The organism is Pseudomonas sp. P4_C8, assembly GCF_056401975.1.
The window spans coordinates 73,050-90,992 of the sequence record NZ_JBFUIH010000003.1; the positions used below are offsets into that span (position 1 = coordinate 73,050).

At 56.4% G+C, this 17,943-nt stretch carries 16 protein-coding genes; 5 read left to right on the forward strand and 11 right to left on the reverse strand.

Annotation, left to right across the window (positions count from 1 at the left end; translation table 11 throughout):
- Positions 1-120 precede the first annotated feature (120 nt).
- From AC1DWM_RS02520 to AC1DWM_RS02535, 4 genes are all read right to left on the reverse strand, one after another.
- Positions 121-2,151, reverse strand: a complete 2,031-nt coding sequence (locus AC1DWM_RS02520; RefSeq protein ID WP_477794571.1) for a 2Fe-2S iron-sulfur cluster-binding protein — start codon at positions 2,149-2,151, stop codon at positions 121-123.
- A gap of 62 nt (positions 2,152-2,213) precedes the next feature.
- A complete protein-coding gene (locus tag AC1DWM_RS02525; protein ID WP_223521349.1) occupies positions 2,214-2,840 on the reverse strand; it encodes a glutathione S-transferase family protein in 627 nt (208 codons plus the stop codon).
- A 130-nt stretch (positions 2,841-2,970) separates the two neighbouring features.
- Positions 2,971-3,873, reverse strand: coding sequence for a LysR family transcriptional regulator (locus AC1DWM_RS02530; RefSeq protein ID WP_223521351.1), 903 nt, complete (start codon positions 3,871-3,873; stop codon positions 2,971-2,973).
- A gap of 172 nt (positions 3,874-4,045) precedes the next feature.
- Positions 4,046-4,384, reverse strand: coding sequence for a hypothetical protein (locus AC1DWM_RS02535; RefSeq protein ID WP_452628773.1), 339 nt, complete (start codon positions 4,382-4,384; stop codon positions 4,046-4,048).
- 475 nt (positions 4,385-4,859) lie between these two features.
- On the opposite strand from AC1DWM_RS02535, the gene AC1DWM_RS02540 reads away from it, so the two are divergent.
- The 5 genes from AC1DWM_RS02540 to AC1DWM_RS02560 are packed head-to-tail and all read left to right on the forward strand — an operon-like array spanning position 4,860 to position 9,897.
- Complete coding sequence (locus AC1DWM_RS02540) at positions 4,860-6,332, forward strand: c-type cytochrome (protein ID WP_477794572.1); 1,473 nt, start codon at positions 4,860-4,862, stop codon at positions 6,330-6,332.
- A 49-nt stretch (positions 6,333-6,381) separates the two neighbouring features.
- On the forward strand, positions 6,382-8,157 hold the full coding sequence (gene ctaD / locus AC1DWM_RS02545; protein ID WP_223521385.1) for a cytochrome c oxidase subunit I: 1,776 nt from the start codon (positions 6,382-6,384) through the stop codon (positions 8,155-8,157).
- On the forward strand, positions 8,154-8,846 hold the full coding sequence (locus AC1DWM_RS02550; protein ID WP_223521356.1) for a cytochrome c oxidase subunit 3: 693 nt from the start codon (positions 8,154-8,156) through the stop codon (positions 8,844-8,846). The genes ctaD and AC1DWM_RS02550 overlap by 4 nt, the downstream gene beginning before the upstream one ends.
- A 6-nt stretch (positions 8,847-8,852) precedes the next feature.
- Complete coding sequence (locus tag AC1DWM_RS02555) at positions 8,853-9,566, forward strand: heme-copper oxidase subunit III family protein (protein ID WP_477794573.1); 714 nt, start codon at positions 8,853-8,855, stop codon at positions 9,564-9,566.
- Between the two features lie 13 nt (positions 9,567-9,579).
- The gene (locus AC1DWM_RS02560) at positions 9,580-9,897 is read left to right on the forward strand and encodes a cytochrome C oxidase subunit IV family protein (protein ID WP_223521360.1); all 318 of its coding nucleotides are present in this window, start codon (positions 9,580-9,582) and stop codon (positions 9,895-9,897) included.
- A gap of 32 nt (positions 9,898-9,929) precedes the next feature.
- Here AC1DWM_RS02560 and AC1DWM_RS02565 read toward each other — a convergent pair whose 3' ends face one another.
- The 7 genes from AC1DWM_RS02565 to atpG all read right to left on the reverse strand — a co-directional run bounded on the left by AC1DWM_RS02565 (position 9,930) and on the right by atpG (position 17,936).
- Positions 9,930-10,490, reverse strand: coding sequence for a magnesium transporter (locus tag AC1DWM_RS02565; protein WP_223521362.1), 561 nt, complete (start codon positions 10,488-10,490; stop codon positions 9,930-9,932).
- A 418-nt stretch (positions 10,491-10,908) separates the two neighbouring features.
- Positions 10,909-12,756 carry a glutamine--fructose-6-phosphate transaminase (isomerizing) gene (gene glmS, locus AC1DWM_RS02570; RefSeq protein WP_477794574.1) on the reverse strand — a complete coding sequence of 616 codons (1,848 nt, stop codon included), beginning with the start codon at positions 12,754-12,756 and terminating at the stop codon, positions 10,909-10,911.
- Position 12,757: 1 nt separating this feature from the next.
- Entirely contained in the window at positions 12,758-13,534 is a 777-nt protein-coding gene (locus AC1DWM_RS02575) for a DeoR family transcriptional regulator (RefSeq protein WP_223521366.1), read from the reverse strand.
- Between the two features lie 178 nt (positions 13,535-13,712).
- Positions 13,713-15,080, reverse strand: a complete 1,368-nt coding sequence (glmU, locus tag AC1DWM_RS02580; protein WP_477794575.1) for a bifunctional UDP-N-acetylglucosamine diphosphorylase/glucosamine-1-phosphate N-acetyltransferase GlmU — start codon at positions 15,078-15,080, stop codon at positions 13,713-13,715.
- Positions 15,081-15,197: 117 nt separating this feature from the next.
- Entirely contained in the window at positions 15,198-15,623 is a 426-nt protein-coding gene (locus tag AC1DWM_RS02585) for a F0F1 ATP synthase subunit epsilon (protein WP_223521370.1), read from the reverse strand.
- A gap of 45 nt (positions 15,624-15,668) precedes the next feature.
- On the reverse strand, positions 15,669-17,048 hold the full coding sequence (gene atpD / locus AC1DWM_RS02590; RefSeq protein WP_007948086.1) for a F0F1 ATP synthase subunit beta: 1,380 nt from the start codon (positions 17,046-17,048) through the stop codon (positions 15,669-15,671).
- Between the two features lie 27 nt (positions 17,049-17,075).
- Positions 17,076-17,936 carry a F0F1 ATP synthase subunit gamma gene (atpG, locus tag AC1DWM_RS02595; RefSeq protein WP_046030892.1) on the reverse strand — a complete coding sequence of 287 codons (861 nt, stop codon included), beginning with the start codon at positions 17,934-17,936 and terminating at the stop codon, positions 17,076-17,078.
- Between the last annotated feature and the right edge of the window lie 7 nt (positions 17,937-17,943).

Here is a 17,943-nt window from a genome sequence, read left to right on the forward strand (position 1 = left end):
GCTTCTTTGTGGGAGCGAGCCTGCTCGCGAAAGCGGTGTGTCAGTCGACATAAAAGTTGAATGTCAGAAAGCCTTCGCGAGCAGGCTCGCTCCCACATGGGTTCACCCACAAGTCCTGCGTCACAGATCCAGCACCAACGGCTGCGAACCCTGCGCCGGCACCGCACAACAAATCAGCACTTCTCCTGCGCCGGGCACTTCTGCCGGTACCTGTGGATAACTCACCGCACCGCTGATCAGACGGGTTTTGCAGGTCCCGCAGGATCCGCCGCGGCAACTGAACTCCGGGCGCAAACCACGGCTTTCGGCCAACTCCAGCAAACTCCCGCTATCGGGCTTCCAGCGCGCTTCTTTGGCCGAGCGCTCGAACACGACCGCCACCGATGTCGTGGCGGCCGGTGGTTGCTCGATGACCACGGCATCCGGGTCGGGTATCCGGCGCAACGTTGACGGACCAAAGGTCTCGGCGTGAATCCTCGAATCACGGATGTCCATCTCACGCAGGCTGTCGTACATCGCCTGGGTAAAACTGCCTGGACCGCAGAGGACAAAATCCAGCTGATCGTAGTCTTCCACCTCGAGCATGGTCTTGAGCAGGTCGGCGTCGATCCGCCCGGTCAGGTCAAACTCTTCGCCTTCACGCGCATCGGGCTCCGGCTGACTGAGCAAACGCAGGACGCGCACCGCGTCGCCGAGCCCGTCGAGCAAGCGGTTCAGTTCCGAGCGAAACGGTTGATCGGCCAAGGCTCGCGAACTCTGGAAGAACCAGGTCGGGCGGATGCTTCGCGTGCGCAGGCCTTGATAAACCACTTCGCGCACCATCGACAGCAGCGGCGTAATGCCCACGCCCGCGGCCAGCAACACCAGCGGGCGCCGCTCATGAGGTGCCACCGTGAAATGCCCTTGAGGCGCACGGGCCTCCAGAACATCACCGACACGAATCCGCTCATGCAGATGCGATGACACCAACCCGTCACGCTTCACGCTGATACGGAAAAAATCATCAGACGGCGCGCTCGACAGGCTATACGTGCGGATATGCACATCACCGGCAATGTTGAATCGCAGGGGCAAATGCTGCCCGGCCTGAAACACCGGCAACCCGGCGCCATCGGTGGGCTCCAGATAAATCGAACGGATGTTTTGGCTTTCCGATTCGATACGCACTACCCGCAGCGGCCGCCAGCAATCACCCAAGGCCTTGGCTTGCAAACGCGCGGAGGCCTGCGTCCAAGTGCCGGTCAGCAGGCTGGTGGGCGACATGCCGTCGAAGCGCCAGCGCAAGGCCAGCGCCGCAGGCCGACGCACCACGCGCTCGACCTCGAAGGTCCACAGCCGCTCGGCGCCTTGAAAGGCTTCGATTTGCGGGCCGTCGAGGATGATCTCGGTGCGCCCACAGAGGTGCAGCAGGTCACCTGAATTGAAATCGATGAACAACAAACCAGCGCGAGGATTGATCAGCAGATTGCCCAGCGTGTTGAAATGCAGGTTGCCGGCGAAGTCCGGAATGGTCAGGCGATTGCCCTCTACCTGTACGAAACCGGCCTGCCCGCCCCGGTGAGAAACATCCACCGAACGCTGACCATCGACGTCCACGTAGCTGGCGACAAAGAACGTATCCGCCTCGACGATCATGGCTCTGGCCGCGTCATCCAGTTCATTCAGGTGCTGTGCAACGCGGCTCGCGGGGTCCGCCAATGGCACCGAGCGAAACTGGCGCAATTGAATGTATTGGGGGCAGTTGCCGAATGATTGCTCCACCGTCACGCCGAATCCGCCGGCCGTCACCGCGTCGACTCGACCATTGAGGCGGTTGCGACGTCGGGTGTGCAGTTCGATACCGAGCAGACCGATGGCGGCACCGTCTTGCAGTTGCGCGGGGTCATCGGCACTCGGCAAACAGTCGAACTGCAACAGTGAAGGGTCGGGAGAATGAGCGAAGCCCGGCGGCCCTTCAAGAATGCTGGCCCAAGGGTTGCCATCGGCATCTACGGCGCCGTACAGCATGAACGGCAGTTGTTGATAGAACGTGCGGTGCTGATCCGGCATCTGACTGCGAATCACCCTGCGACCGAACGCCTCCATTCGCTCGGCAACACCCACATGAGCTTGCAGCTGTTTCTCGCCGGTGTGCCAAGGTGAATGTTCCATAACGGTTTTCCCCTACGCCTATTGCGCACAGTGAACAGCCCGAGCAGGTCGGGCCGTGAGCATCAGGCAGTTTTTTGCAAACCGGCCACGGTACGCGGCATGCCGACAAAACCAGGCAAGGCTTCAACCCGCGCCAGCCAGGCGCGGATGTTGGCGTAGTCGTCCAACGAGACATTGCCTTCCGGCGCATGGGCGATGTAGCTGTAGGCGGCCACATCGGCGATGGTTGGCTCGGCGCCCGCCAGGTACGGCGTTGCAGCCAGTTCTTGATTGATCACTTTGAGCACGGTATGGGAATAAGCGATGACCTCTTCAGCGTTGTAAGGCCCACCAAACACCGTGATCACCCGCGCCCTGGCCGGGCCAAAGGCAATTGGCCCGGCGGCAACGGACAACCACCGCTGAACCTTGGCTGCTCCGACTGGATCAGCCGGCAGCCAGCGACCGTTTCCATATTTCTGAGCCAGATAAACCAGGATCGCATTGGAGTCGGCCAGCACCACGCCTTGATCATCAATGACGGGCACCTGACCGAACGAATTGAGTGCCAGAAAGTCCGGTTGCTTGTGCTCGCCCTTGGCCAAATCGACAAAGATCAGCTCGGTCGGCAGTTGCAGCAGCGACAGCATCAGCTCCACACGGTGAGCATGGCCGGAACGAGGGAAGTTGTAGAGTTTGATCGCTTGCATGGTCGACTCCGCTGGGTGGTGGCGCCGTTCAGGAAGGATCAGCACCGATGGACGCCATCTTCCACCCACAACCAAAACAACAGAATAACCAGTAAACGCAATCCATTATTTCATTCAGCGCAATAACCCATTAACCGCGCAGCGACGGATGTTCTCTTAATGTTGTCACGGCGAAATCGACAAAACTGCGGACTCGCACCGGCGCCTTGCGGCCACCCTGGTAGACCACATGAATGGGTAACGCAGGTAGCTCGAAGTCAGCCAGCACGATTTCCAATTCACCGGCGGCAACGTTGCTGGCCACTTGATAAGACAGGACCCGAGTGAATCCCAAACCCATGCATGCCGCCATGATGGCCGCCTGATTGGCGGTGACCACCAGACGCGGTTCCGGACGTACATTCAGCGGCTCGCCCCCTTCAAGGAATGGCCAGGTTCTTTGCTGCCCAATGGACGACGTTGCAACGATCGGGGCAGCAGTGAGCTCGTTTGGGTGCCGTGGCCTGCCACGGGCCGCCAAAAACGTCGGGGAAGCACAAACCACCCGCCGCACCTCACCCACTCGAATCGCATGTTGATTGCTGTCAGGCAACTCACCGATGCGCACCGCCACATCAATGCCCTCCTCGACCATGCTCACAACCCGGTCAACCAGTAAGGCATTGATGCTGACTTCAGGAAATTGAGAGAGATAACCGACCATCACCGGTGTGACAAACAACTCACCGAACAACACCGGCGCGGTGATCGTCAGTTGCCCGCGGGGCTGGGCATGACTGCCGGCGGCCGAATCCTCCGCTTCCTGCAGTTCGGCAAGAATCCTCCGACAATCCTCCAGATAACGCTGCCCCGCCTCGCTCAAATGCACGCTGCGGGTAGTACGCGTCAGCAACAGAGTGCCAATGCGCTTCTCAAGTGCTGCCACTGCCCGGGTGACACTGGCCGCCGACATCCCCAAACGCCGTGCCGCCGCCGAGAAACCTTGTTCCTGGGCCACGGCGGCGAAGACCTGCATTTCCTGGAATCGGTCCATGGGGCATGTCCTTTATTCAGATAAAAAAAATCGCAACCGTAGGCTGCGATTTTTAGTGTTTGTGCAGGATAAATAAACAATGTCACAGCGCGAGTGAATTTACAGCCCTTGGTAGCCGGTCGGGTGAAGGGTATCGAACAGGGGAAATCCGATGCCGAGAATCCCGTCGTAGCTACTCAAGCAACTGATCAATCAAAACCGCGTTGCTGTAGATCAAACTTCCATCACTCGCTCTATGCCCGACCAAATGGAACTGACCGCGCTCGTTGTGTATATAGACGCGCATTTGGCAGTCGGACAAAGGTCCATATCCCTCTGGCAGCATCAATTCCAGTGAGCTCATGTCGACATCGACCATGGCTTCACGCTCATGGGTCTTCTGCAGGCGTTCTTCAGCTTGTTCCAGACCCAGATGGAGGGTTCCATCGACGTAAAAATGGATTTCCCCCACCGGGGTCGACTTTTGTTCTCCGTTGACTTTGCACCAGCCTTCGATCGTCAAGGCACTCATGACGCGAAACCTCCGTTGTGGACTGCGGGACTCTGTGGCTCTTGTCTCTTCTCAATGAAATCCGCTTCTGGCCAGTTCTGCCATCCGTCATCGGAAGTGAGTATAGCTGGCGACCGGGCCTCGCTTGCTGTAACCGCGTCGGCAGAAGGTCATCTGCTTCATCGGAAAAACTCATGTGATGGGATGTTTTTCAGCGTTTTTCCAATCATGTTGACTGATCTATGCCCATCTAGTCCCGAGAGACGTGATGCTGAATATCTATAGTTGCATGTAGCGAATAGCTTTAAACAATTAACGTAATGTTCGAATTGGAATATTGGTCAGCCGTTTCTCAGAAAAAGCGCCTGTTCCGTCCATGCACTATACTTCTGGCTGATTTTACCGTCGCAATGGATGGTACTTGTCTGCCCTGCTTGGACGTCAGTGGCGATGCTTTTGCATCACCACTGAGCAACAGGAATAGGATGAAGAGAAAATGGCAATAGCAATTGTCTTGATACTAATCGTTATTGCATCAGTGCTGTTTCATATACTAGCGCCGTGGCAGGCGACACCGGCAGCTTCCAACTGGGGGTCAATAGACACCACCCTCTTCATCACCCTGATCATTAGCGGAATATTTTTCATCGCCATCACGGTATTTATGGCGGTAGCCGTGATGCGGTATCGTCACAAGGAGGGTTCCAGGGCGGCTTACCAGCCAGAAAATAAAAAGTTGGAAGTATGGTTAATTATCGTTACCTCAGTGGGTATTGCCGGGATGTTGGCGCCAGGTCTGGTTGTTTACAACGATTTCATCCGGGTGCCGAAAAATGCTTACGAACTTGAAGTGGTCGCCCAGCAGTGGCAGTGGGCCTTTCGTTTTCCCGGTCAAGACGGAAAGCTGGGCAGATCGGATATTAAGTTTATTGATCCTGCCAATCCCCTCGGCCTTGATCCCAAGGATCCTGTAGGGCAAGACGATGTGCTTGTATTAAATAATGAAGTTCGCCTTCCGCTCAATCGGCCGGTGAAAGTTTTATTGCGCTCTAAAGATGTTCTGCACGATTTTTATGTACCGCAAATTCGCAGCAAGATGGACATGGTGCCAGGGATGGTGTCGTACTTTTGGTTTACGCCGACTAAAACCGGAAAATATGAAACCCTTTGCGCTGAATATTGTGGCGTAGGTCATTACAACATGCGCGGCCATATGATCGTGGAAGAGCAAGGCGCCTTCGATCAATGGCTGAACAGCCAACCGACTTTTGCCCAGACATTAACGACAGCTGCCAAACCCAGTCGGGACAGCGTGCTGGAAAAAGGTCGCCTGTTGGTCGAAAAATACGGCTGCGGTGCCTGCCATAGCCAGGATGGCAATAACAGTCTCGGCCCGGGATGGAAGGGGTTATACGGCCGCACTGAACAGCTTGCCGATGGCACCAGTGTGCTGGTCGATGAGGCCTACCTGAAAGAGTCGATCCTCGATCCGAAGGCCCGACTGGTACAGGGCTACCCGCCGATAATGGTGGCCTATACTCTCAATGACGATGAACTGGGTGCTCTCGTCGCCCTGATCAAATCGCTGGGTGCTGCGCGGCAAGACAATGAACCTTCTGCCAGCGACGCGTCGGGCCCAGGTGACGACTTGGCGACGCAGGGGCAGCGGCTGGCCGGGTCGCTCGGCTGTCTGGCCTGCCACAGTGTCGATGGCAGCAAGGGTGTCGGCCCCAGCTGGCAGGGCGTGTATGGCAAGGCAGAAACCCTGGCCGACGGTACGAGTATCAAGGTCGATGAGGGCTATATAAAGGATTCGATTCTTAATCCCAGCGCCAAAATCGTCAAAGGCTATGCACCCGTCATGCCGGCCTTTGCTCCGAGTGATCAGGAGTTAAACGCACTGATCGCTTTTATCAAATCCAAGGCGAATACCGACGCCGATGCGAGCAAGGCGGAGCCAGGGAAGTAGCCGTGAAGCAGCCAGGAATGCACCGAAACTTCGACAGGAGGATGACGTGATGGCCTATGCGGAGCAAGCCGAAACAGAAGCACTGCACGAGCCTAAAAGCTTCCTGACCAAATATATCTGGAGTCAGGACCACAAGGTCATAGCTGTTCAATATTCCTTGACGGCTCTGTTCGTGGGTCTTATCGCCGTGGTGTTGTCCGACTTGATGCGCATGCAGATAGGCTTTCCCGGTAGTTTGGCGTTCATGGATGCCAGTGCTTACTATCAGGCGATGACCATGCACGGCATGATCATGGTCATTTACTTGCTGACGGCCTTGTTTCTGGGTGGCTTCGGCAACTATCTGATCCCGCTGATGGTGGGCGCTCGCGACATGGTCTTCCCCTATGTCAACATGCTGAGTTACTGGTTCTACCTGCTTGCGGTAGTGGTGTTGCTCTCCAGTTTCTTTGTCCCTGGCGGCCCCACCGGGGCGGGCTGGACGCTCTATCCGCCACAGTCCATTTCTCAGGGAACACCAGGGGTCGAGTGGGGCATCGTCCTGATGCTCGTCTCACTGGCGATTTTTATTGTCGCAGCCACCATGGGCGGGTTGAACTACGTAACCACGGTGTTGCAGGCGCGCACGCACGGCATGACATTGTTTCGCATGCCGCTCTCCGTATGGGGAATTTTCATGGCCTCGATTATGGCCTTGTTGGCTTTCCCGGCGTTATTTGTCAGTGCGGTCATGATGCTGTTTGACAAGCTGTTGGGCACCAGCTTCTTTATGCCGGCGATGATCTCGCTGGGGCAGCAGCTCGATCACCAGGGTGGCAGCCCAATATTATTCCAGCACCTGTTCTGGTTCTTCGGCCACCCGGAGGTCTACATCGTTGCTCTCCCTGCGTTTGGTTTGGTCTCCGACTTGATCAGCACGCATGCGCGTAAAAATATCTTCGGCTACCGAATGATGGTGTGGGCCATTATTGCGATCGGTGTACTCAGCTTTGTAGTCTGGGCGCACCATATGTATGTCAGCGGAATGAACCCGTACTTTGGCTTTTTCTTCGCCGTCACCACCTTGATCATCGCGGTGCCAACCGCACTGAAAGTCTACAACTGGGTGCTGACCCTGTGGCGGGGCGATATCCATCTGACCGTGCCGATGCTGTTTGCCCTGGCCTTTATCGTCACCTTCCTGGTCGGCGGTTTGACCGGGTTGTTTCTCGGCAATGTGATTGTGGATATTCCACTCTCGGACACCTATTTCGTCGTAGCCCATTTTCATATGGTCATGGGGGTTGCACCGGTACTGGTGGTGTTCGGCGGCATTTATCACTGGTTCCCGAAAGTAACCGGACGCATGTTTAACGACACCTTGGGCAAGCTGCATTTCTGGATTACCTTTCTGGGCACCTACGCCATCTTCTTCCCCATGCACTACCTGGGATTCCAGGGCATGCCACGCCGTTACTACGCCTATGAAAACTACGCGTTCATCCCGCAGTCGGCGCAAGATTTGAATGCCTTCATTACGGTGGTCGCATTGACCGTTGGCGTTTCCCAGCTGCTGTTTGTGTTCAACCTGGCCTGGAGTGCATTTAAGGGCAAGCCCGCAGGCAGTAATCCCTGGGGCGCGGCCAGTCTGGAATGGCAAACGCCGAATACCCCGCCGATCCACGGTAACTGGGGAGCAAAGCTGCCGGTCGTGCATCGCTGGGCCTATGACTACAGTGTGCCGGGGATAGAACAGGATTTCGTTCCGCAAACGGTCTCCGCCGAGGAGCTGGAGCACATGCGGCAACTGAGTGCCGGAACCAAGATAGCGGACGTTAAAACATGAGCAGGTTGCTATTGAGAAACGCCGATGGCGCTGACCCCGGCGGCAGCTGGAGTCGCGATCCTGGGGATGTTCAGTCCGCCGAGGGGGCCGATAGAAATCAAACCGCAAGAGTGGGCCTGCGCTTATTTCTGGTCGTGGTGAGTTCGTTATTCTTTCTCTTCCTGATCGCCTTTATTGCCCGCTCACAAATGGCCGACTGGCTGCCCCTGACAGAGCCCTTGGCGCCGTTAGCCAATCTCTGGCAGTTATGGCTGAATTCGGCTTTTTTGGTGTTCAGTTGCATTGCACTGCAGTGGTCGCGTATGGCCGCCCGACAGGCGCAACTGGGCGCAACGGTCATTGGTTTTGCGTTGGGGGGCGTGTTTGCCATTGCCTTTCTGACGGGACAACTCTGGGTCTGGCAGCAGTTTGTCGCCTGGGGCTACTTTGTCGCCAGCAATCCGGCCAACAGTTTCTTCTACCTGTTGACCGGGCTGCATGGGCTCCACCTGCTGGGCGGGTTGATAGCCTGGGGCATAATCGTTGCTAAATTTCTGCATCGCGTGCCGTTGCCGCAACTCAGCGTCAGCGTAGAGCTCTGTGCCACCTATTGGCACTACTTACTCGGTCTTTGGTTCGTGCTATTCGCTTTACTGGCCAGCACGCCACAAACCTATGAAGCCATCGCCAGATTCTGCGGCCTGAGGTGAAAAGCCATGGCATTGCACCCACAAGCCCCAGTCGAATCCAGTTCATCCAATCCACCAGACTCAACGCCTGCACCAGGATGGCAGGGCATCGCCAGCGACTGGTCCTCGGATAAAGAGGCCTTCAAGCAGGTCCCCTGGGGCAAGGCGATGATGTGGATATTCCTGCTCAGCGATACTTTTATATTCAGCTGTTTTTTAACCGGCTACATGTCGGTACGCATGACCATCACCACGGCCTGGCCGAACCCCAGTGAAGTGTTCGCATTGACGATCGGCGGTAGAGAAATCCCACTTATTCTGATCGCCATCATGACCTTTGTGCTGATCAGTAGCAGCGGCACCATGGCCATGGCCGTTAATTTCGCCTATCGCCGTGATCGCGCGAAAACCACTGCCCTGATGCTGGCGACCGCCGCCTTGGGTGTGACCTTCGTCAGTATGCAGGCATTTGAATGGAGCAAACTCATCGCAGAAGGAGTGCGTCCCTGGGGGAACCCCATGGGGGCGGCGCAATTTGGTGCCAGCTTTTTCATGATTACCGGTTTCCACGGACTGCATGTGTCAATCGGCGCCATCTACCTGAGCATTGTGGCTCTGAAAGTATCGCGGGGGGATTATGAGCGCTCCGGAAACTATCAGAACGTCGAGATAGCCGGGCTTTATTGGCACTTCGTGGATTTGGTGTGGGTGTTTATTTTTGCTTTCTTCTATTTATGGTAGAGGAGCACCGGTGATGGCACATGCTCAGGGTCAGCAACATCCAATCAGTTTGTACCTTAAAATCTGGGGGCTGTTATTCGTCCTCAGCACGCTGTCGTACCTTGTCGACTATTTCCACTTCCATGGTTACCTTCGGTGGTCCCTGATTATTACTTTCATGTTGTTGAAGGCAGGTTTAATTGTCTCCATCTTCATGCATATGGCCTGGGAGCGGTTGGCCATGGTCTACGCCATATTGGTGCCACCTTTGTGTTTGCTGGTACTCGTGGGACTGATGGCCACCGAGGCGGACTATGTTTTCCTCAGCCGAGTCATTTTCTTCGGCCAATAAACAGCTTCCGGATGGCCTTGAGTCTCCAGGGGCTAACCCGATATTACTCGCTTGAACTGATGCCATTTGTGCTGCCAGGCTACTGTCCAGTGGGGGGCTGCCGTTCCCGTGCCGGCGATCTTCAGCGTTGGATGATGTTCGATTACCCGGTCCAATACCGATTCTTGATTCGGATCAACATCCACGAAGAAGATATGTTTTCCTTCCTCTACCACCTGTTTAAAACTGCGGAAGTGAGTGTTCGGCACCTGGAACCCAAAAAAACCGCCTTCCCAGATGCAGAAGCCCAAAATAACAATGGCAAGGAAGATAAAAGGCATCCAGCCTGCGGCGGATTCGGTCCAGCCCAGCCAATAGGCGACACCCAAGACCAGCGCTGCGAGTGGCACACCGACCACCGCACCAATCTCACCAGAGTGAACAGCATCTTGTTCCATTAACGAGTTCACCTCGTGGAGGTGATGTTGTTCAACATCAGCAATTTTTTCACTAAGCACATGAATCTGTTCGGAATTGATGCCGCTGGCCTCTAATTCATTTTCAACAGCTTCGAGATCGTCGAGATTGTCACTAATGTAATAGTGTCGATTCATGCCACACCTCCCATTTCGCGTTTGCCGTAGACCTCCTCTGTCCTGCAGCCTTTAACTGAGATTTGCAGTCACTTCATGCAACCCGAAAGAAGTATAGCAGCCGCTAGCATGCGCAAAAGGAAGCGCCAAGATCCAAAGGTTGCATCAGGGGCTCAGGGGCTCCGACGAATTCTGTATCAGGTGCCATGGGAGGGAAACGCTGGAAGAGAGGGGAACCCCATGCTGTTGCGTCGCAGCGTAGGTTGCATCGGAGTAGTGTCACAACCTGACTACAGATTGTGGACCTCAATAATGATTGCGGTTGCTTCCCCGACGTAGGGAAGCAACCGTGACAATCTTTATTTCGTTGTGACAAGGCTTATTCGCTTGGGACAACCTTTGTTTATTGCAGACAATATTTCGATCACCTGTGGATAACTTATTCCACCGTCACCGACTTCGCCAGGTTACGCGGCTGGTCAACGTCCGTGCCTTTCAATACAGCAACGTAGTACGACAGCAACTGCAGCGGGATGGTGTAGAGGATCGGCGACAGGATGTCGTGGATATGCGGCATGTGCACAACGTGCGTGCCTTCACCATTGGTCATGCCTGCCTGCTCGTCTGCGAAGACGATCAATTGGCCGCCACGGGCGCGGACTTCCTGGAGGTTGGATTTCAGCTTCTCCAGCAACTCGTTGTTCGGTGCCACGGTCACCACGGGCATGTCGTTATCCACAAGCGCCAACGGGCCGTGTTTCAGCTCGCCAGCCGGGTAGGCTTCAGCGTGGATGTAGGAGATTTCCTTGAGTTTCAGGGCCCCTTCCATTGCTACCGGGAATTGCGCACCACGGCCGAGGAACAGCGTGTGGTTCTTCTCGGCGAACAGTTCGGCGATTTTCTCGACGGTGCTGTCCATGGCCAAGGCTTCGCCCAAGCGAGTTGGCAGACGACGCAGTTCTTCAACCAGAGTCGCTTCGACGCCTTTGGCTAATGTGCCTCGAACTTGACCCAGGGACAGGGTCAGTAGCAGCAGGCCCACCAGTTGAGTGGTGAAGGCTTTGGTCGACGCCACGCCAATTTCGCGACCGGCCTGGGTCAGCAGGGTCAGATCGGACTCACGCACCAGCGAACTGATGCCGACGTTGCAGATCGCCAGGCTGGCGAGGTAGCCCCCTTCTTCTCTTGAAAGCTCCTTGGCGTTGCGCAGTGCGGCCAAGGTGTCGGCGGTTTCACCGGACTGGGAGATGGTCACGAACAGGGTGTCTGGCTGCACCACGACTTTGCGGTAGCGGAATTCGCTGGCGACTTCGACCTGGCACGGGATGCCGGCCAGCTCTTCGAGCCAGTAACGGGCAACCATACCGGCGTGATAGCTGGTACCGCAGGCAACGATCTGCACGTTGCGCACTTTGGCGAACAGCTCGGCAGCCTGTGGACCGAACGCTTGTACCAGCACGCCGTTCGGGCTCAGGCGACCTTCAAGGGTGCGCTGAACAACAGACGGTTGCTCGTGGATTTCTTTCAGCATGAAGTGGCGGAACTCGCCCTTGTCCGCCGCTTCGGCACCGTCGCGATACTGCACGGTTTCGCGCTCGACGGCGTTACCATCAACGTCCCAGATATGCACGCTGTCACGGCGAATTTCAGCGATATCGCCTTCTTCCAGATACATAAAACGGTCAGTGACCTGGCGCAGGGCCAGTTGGTCGGAAGCGAGGAAGTTTTCACCCAGGCCCAGACCAATCACCAGCGGGCTGCCGCTACGAGCTGCGACCAGACGGTCCGGCTGCTGAGCGCTGATCACCGCCAGGCCATAAGCGCCGTGCAGTTCTTTAACAGTCGCTTTGAGGGCCGCGGTCAGGTCGGGAAAATCCTTGAGTTTGTGGTTCAGCAAGTGAGCGATGACTTCGGTGTCGGTGTCCGAGGTGAACACATAACCCAAGGCTTTCAGCTGCTCACGCAAGGCTTCGTGGTTTTCAATGATGCCGTTGTGCACCACGGCCAGGTCGCCGGAGAAATGCGGGTGGGCGTTGCGCTCACACGGTGCGCCGTGTGTCGCCCAGCGGGTATGGGCGATGCCGAGACGACCGACCAGTGGTTCGGCTTCAAGTGCCAGTTCCAGCTCGCTGACCTTGCCCGGACGACGCATACGTTCGAGCTTTTCATCGTTGGTGAAAACCGCCACACCGGCGCTGTCATAGCCACGGTATTCCAGGCGTTTGAGGCCTTCGAGCAGGATGGCGGTGATGTTACGTTCTGCAACTGCGCCGACAATTCCACACATACTATTTCTCCTGACTGACAGCCGCGCAAATCAAATTGATTCCGCGGGCCTGAATCTGATCGCGTGCCGCAAGCGAAAGGCGATCATCGGTAATAAGGGTATGGACACTGCTCCATGGCAGCTCCAGGTTGGGGATTTTTCGGCCGATCTTGTCGGCCTCCACCATCACGACTACTTCGCGGGCGACTTCTGCCATGACCCGGCTCAGCCCCAGCAATTCGTTGAAAGTGGTGGTACCGCGGACCAGATCGATGCCATCGGCACCGATAAAAAGTTGGTCAAAGTCGTAAGAGCGTAGAACCTGCTCGGCGACCTGCCCCTGAAAGGACTCGGAATGCGGGTCCCAGGTACCGCCGGTCATCAACAGCACCGGCTCGTGTTCCAGCTCACTCAACGCATTGGCAACGTGCAGCGAGTTGGTCATCACCACCAGCCCTGGCTGCTGACCGAGTTCCGGAATCATCGCGGCCGTGGTGCTGCCGCTGTCGATGATGATCCTCGCATGCTCACGAATACGTGCGACGGCGGCGCGGGCAATGGCTTGTTTGTACTTGGAGACGGGTTGGCCGATGTCAGCGACCAATTCCTGAGGCATGGTGATCGCACCGCCGTAACGGCGCAGCAGCAGGCCGTTACTCTCGAGTGCCGCCAGATCTTTTCGAATCGTAACTTCCGAAGTTTCGAAGCGCTTTGCCAGCTCATCCACACTGACTTCGCCCTGCTCATTGAGCAAGGTGAGGATATTGTGCCGGCGTTGGGGTGTATTGCGCTTCGACATGGGCTGATAAGTTTCGATTCGAAAGATAACGGAAGCAATCAAAACCTATCGCCGAAATTTCGTCAAGCGTGATGCGATAAAAAGGCCTGTGCATAACTAAAAAAATCGTAGCTTACGGCGGGTCGTTCAGTACCTGCCGCAAACTGCGATTTTTTGATTTTGAAGCGCTGTGGATAACTCAGCTCTTCTTGACCTTTTCCGGCCGCTTCCAGCCGTCGATATTCTTCTGCCGCGCCCGGCCTATCGCCAACTGTGAGTTATCCACATTCTGCGTAATGGTCGAACCGGCCGCCGTGGTTGCACCGGCAGAGATATCCACAGGCGCCACCAACGAGTTGTTGGAACCGATGAACACATCTTCACCCAACACGGTTTTCCACTTGTTAACGCCGTCGTAGTTGCAGGTGATGGTGCCCGCGCCAATGTTGGTGCGCGCACCGATCTCGGCGTCCCCAAGGTACGACAGATGACCGGCCTTCGCGCCTTCGCCCAAGTGAGCGTTCTTCAATTCAACAAAGTTACCCACATGTGCGCGAGCCTCAAGTACGGTGCCCGGACGCAGACGCGCGAACGGACCGGCATCGCTGCCCTCGCCCAGAATTGCACCTTCGATATGGCTGTTGGCCTTGATCACTACGCCTTTGCGCAGGGTGCTGTCCTTGATCACACAGTTCGGGCCGATCACCACGTCGTCTTCGATGACTACTTTGCCTTCGAGGATCACGTTGATATCAATCAGCACGTCGCGGCCGACAGTGACTTCACCACGCACATCGAAACGAGCCGGGTCACGCAGGGTCACGCCTTGAGCCATCAACCGGCGGCCGGCGCGCAATTGATAGTGACGTTCAAGTTCGGAAAGTTGCTTGCGGTCGTTGGCGCCCTGCACTTCCATGGCGTCATGAGGTTGCTCGGTGGCCACCACCAGCCCATCACTGACCGCCATGGCGATCACGTCGGTCAGGTAGTACTCGCCCTGGGCATTGTTGTTGGAGAGACGGCTCATCCAACCACCCAGTTGTGCGAAAGGCAGGGCGAGAATGCCGGTGTTGCCTTCAGTGATCGCACGCTCGTCTTCGTTGGCGTCTTTTTGCTCAACGATGGCCGTGACCTTGCCAGCGGCATCGCGAACGATGCGGCCGTAACCGGTCGGGTCGTCCAGTTCAACGGTCAGCAAGCCCAGTTGCTGCGGCGCTACTTTCTTGAGCAGGCGTTGCAGGGTTTCGACTTCAATAAGCGGCACGTCACCGTAGAGAATCAGTACGGTATCGGCCTCAATGAACGGCACGGCCTGAGCCACCGCATGACCGGTACCCAGTTGTTTGTCCTGCAGGACGAAATTCAGATCATCCGCCGCCAGACGCTCACGTACTGCTTCGGCGCCATGGCCAATCACCACATGGATGCGCTGTGGATCAAGTTGTCGGGCGCTGTGGATAACATGGCCAAGCATCGAGTTGCCGGCGATCGGGTGCAGAACTTTTGGCAACGCCGAGCGCATGCGGGTGCCTTGGCCAGCAGCGAGGATAACGATTTCAAGAGACATGACTGGCTACCAATCCTGGGTGGTCAGCGGCTGCGACCAGGTTATGAAAGTTGGAAAAGAAAAAAGGGTAGCCGAGGCTACCCTTTTTAATCAATCGCACAACAAGTCGATGACGGATTAACCGCCGAACTTTTTGCGGATCTGCTGGACGGTGCGCAGCTGAGCTGACGCCTCGGCCAGACGTGCGGCAGCAGAACCGTAATCGAATTCTGCGCCGCGTTCATGCAAGGCCTTCTCGGCAGCCTTAACGGCTTCCTGAGCGGAGGCTTCATCCAGGTCGGCAGCACGTTGCACGGTGTCGGCAAGAACCTTGACCATGTTCGGCTGAACTTCGAGGAAACCACCGGAGATGTAATACACCTCCTCTTCCCCGCCCTGCTTGACCAGGCGGATCGGGCCCGGCTTTAGATTAGTGATCAACGGCGCGTGACCCAGTGCGATACCAAGATCACCCAGTGCACCGTGCGCAATCACCATCTCGACCAGACCGGAAAAGATTTCTCCTTCCGCGCTGACGATATCGCAATGGACTGTCATAGCCATCTGATTGCCTCAACCTAAATTAGCGCCCGTTTCCGGGCGCCGGGATTACAGTTTCTTGGCTTTCTCGATCGCTTCTTCGATGCCGCCGACCATGTAGAACGCTTGTTCTGGCAGGTGGTCGTAGTCACCGTTGAGGATGCCTTTGAAGCCAGCAATGGTGTCTTTCAGGGAAACGTATTTACCCGAAGAACCGGTGAAGACTTCAGCCACGAAGAACGGCTGCGACAAGAAACGCTGGATCTTACGAGCACGGTTTACCAACTGCTTGTCTTCTTCCGACAGCTCGTCCATACCGAGGATCGCAATGATGTCCTTCAGTTCTTTGTAACGCTGCAGAACATACTGTACACCGCGAGCAGTGTCGTAGTGGTCCTGGCCGATTACGTTCGGGTCCAACTGGCGCGAAGTCGAGTCGAGTGGATCGATTGCCGGGTAGATACCCAGGGAAGCGATGTCACGGGACAGAACGACGGTGGCGTCCAAGTGGGCGAAAGTGGTCGCTGGCGACGGGTCGGTCAAGTCATCCGCAGGTACGTATACCGCTTGGATCGAGGTGATCGAACCATTCTTGGTCGAAGTGATACGCTCTTGCAGAGTACCCATCTCTTCGGCCAGGGTCGGCTGGTAACCTACTGCGGAAGGCATACGGCCCAGCAGTGCGGATACTTCTGTACCGGCCAGGGTGTAACGATAGATGTTGTCGACGAACAGCAGAACGTCGTTACCTTCGTCACGGAACTTCTCGGCCATGGTCAGGCCGGTCAGTGCTACGCGCAGACGGTTACCCGGCGGCTCGTTCATCTGACCGTAAACCAGTGCCACTTTGTCCAGAACGTTGGAATCCTTCATCTCGTGGTAGAAGTCGTTACCCTCACGAGTACGCTCACCCACACCGGCGAACACGGAATAACCGCTGTGCTCGATGGCGATGTTACGGATCAGTTCCATCATGTTTACGGTTTTGCCTACACCGGCGCCACCGAACAGACCGACTTTACCACCCTTGGTGAACGGGCAAACCAGGTCAATAGCCTTGATGCCGGTTTCCAGCAGGTCGTTGCCGCCCGCTTGTTCAGCGAAGGTTGGCGCAGGACGGTGAATGCCCCAGCGCTCTTCGGTGTCGATCGGGCCAGCTTCGTCGATCGGGTTGCCCAGTACGTCCATGATCCGGCCCAGCGTCGCTTTACCGACCGGTACGGAGATGGCGGAACCGGAGTCGATGACGTCCAGACCACGCTTCAAGCCCTCGGTGGAGCCCATCGCAATGGTACGAACCACGCCGTCGCCCAGCTGTTGCTGAACTTCCAGAGTGGTTGCGGCCGCGCTTTGTACAGTCAGCGCGTTGTAGATGCTCGGTACGCTGTCGCGTGGGAATTCCACGTCGATAACGGCGCCGATGATTTGAACGATACGTCCGCTACTCATAGCTGGATCCTCTGAATATTTGAACCGTTAAACCGCGGCAGCGCCGCCGACGATTTCCGAGATCTCTTGGGTGATCGCAGCCTGACGCGCCTTGTTGTAGATCAGCTGCAAATCACTGATCAAATCACCGGCGTTGTCGGTAGCGTTCTTCATCGCGATCATCCGCGCAGCTTGTTCAGCCGCGTTGTTCTCGACCACCGACTGGTAGACCTGCGACTCCACGTAACGAACCATCAAGCCGTCAAGCAGCTCTTTGGCGTCCGGTTCGTAGAGATAGTCCCAGTGGTGCTTGAGTCCTTGATCCGGGGTTGCCACCAGTGGAATCAACTGCTCCACGGTAGGCGATTGCGTCATGGTGTTGATGAACTTGTTGGACACCACGGACAGGCGGTCAATACGGCCGTCCAGGTAGGCATCCAGCATCACCTTGACGCTGCCGATCAGATCATTGATCGACGGCTCTTCACCCAGGTGGCTGATAGCTGCTACGACGTTGCCGCCGAAGTTGCGGAAGAAAGCCGCACCCTTGCTACCCACTACACACAGATCAATCTCGACGCCGTTTTCGCGGTTTACCGCCATGTCCTTGACCAGGGCCTTGAACAGGTTGGTGTTCAAACCACCACACAGACCACGGTCAGAGCTCACCACGACGTAACCGACACGCTTTACTTCACGCTCGATCATGAACGGGTGGCGATATTCCGGGTTGGCGTTGGCCAAATGACCAATAACCTGGCGGATGCGCTCCGCGTAAGGACGGCTAGCAGCCATGCGCATTTGTGCCCTGCGCATTTTACTGACCGCCACTTTTTCCATGGCGCTGGTAATCTTTTGCGTGCTTTTGATGCTCGCAATCTTACTGCGAATCTCTTTTGCGCCTGCCATGTAACAC

What these genes read in the sequence shown, in the direction of transcription:
- glmS (WP_477794574.1), bottom strand. Translation starts at nt 12,756, where the DNA reads ATGTGTGGAATTGTCGGCGCAGTTGCAGAACGTAACATCACCGCCATC.
- AC1DWM_RS02560 (WP_223521360.1), top strand. Translation starts at nt 9,580, where the DNA reads ATGGCACATGCTCAGGGTCAGCAACATCCAATCAGTTTGTACCTTAAA.
- atpD (WP_007948086.1), bottom strand. Translation starts at nt 17,048, where the DNA reads ATGAGTAGCGGACGTATCGTTCAAATCATCGGCGCCGTTATCGACGTG.
- AC1DWM_RS02540 (WP_477794572.1), top strand. Translation starts at nt 4,860, where the DNA reads ATGGCAATAGCAATTGTCTTGATACTAATCGTTATTGCATCAGTGCTG.
- AC1DWM_RS02565 (WP_223521362.1), bottom strand. Translation starts at nt 10,490, where the DNA reads ATGAATCGACACTATTACATTAGTGACAATCTCGACGATCTCGAAGCT.
- AC1DWM_RS02575 (WP_223521366.1), bottom strand. Translation starts at nt 13,534, where the DNA reads ATGTCGAAGCGCAATACACCCCAACGCCGGCACAATATCCTCACCTTG.
- AC1DWM_RS02535 (WP_452628773.1), bottom strand. Translation starts at nt 4,384, where the DNA reads ATGAGTGCCTTGACGATCGAAGGCTGGTGCAAAGTCAACGGAGAACAA.
- atpG (WP_046030892.1), bottom strand. Translation starts at nt 17,936, where the DNA reads ATGGCAGGCGCAAAAGAGATTCGCAGTAAGATTGCGAGCATCAAAAGC.
- AC1DWM_RS02585 (WP_223521370.1), bottom strand. Translation starts at nt 15,623, where the DNA reads ATGGCTATGACAGTCCATTGCGATATCGTCAGCGCGGAAGGAGAAATC.
- AC1DWM_RS02520 (WP_477794571.1), bottom strand. Translation starts at nt 2,151, where the DNA reads ATGGAACATTCACCTTGGCACACCGGCGAGAAACAGCTGCAAGCTCAT.
- AC1DWM_RS02550 (WP_223521356.1), top strand. Translation starts at nt 8,154, where the DNA reads ATGAGCAGGTTGCTATTGAGAAACGCCGATGGCGCTGACCCCGGCGGC.
- AC1DWM_RS02555 (WP_477794573.1), top strand. Translation starts at nt 8,853, where the DNA reads ATGGCATTGCACCCACAAGCCCCAGTCGAATCCAGTTCATCCAATCCA.
- AC1DWM_RS02525 (WP_223521349.1), bottom strand. Translation starts at nt 2,840, where the DNA reads ATGCAAGCGATCAAACTCTACAACTTCCCTCGTTCCGGCCATGCTCAC.
- AC1DWM_RS02530 (WP_223521351.1), bottom strand. Translation starts at nt 3,873, where the DNA reads ATGGACCGATTCCAGGAAATGCAGGTCTTCGCCGCCGTGGCCCAGGAA.
- ctaD (WP_223521385.1), top strand. Translation starts at nt 6,382, where the DNA reads ATGGCCTATGCGGAGCAAGCCGAAACAGAAGCACTGCACGAGCCTAAA.
- glmU (WP_477794575.1), bottom strand. Translation starts at nt 15,080, where the DNA reads ATGTCTCTTGAAATCGTTATCCTCGCTGCTGGCCAAGGCACCCGCATG.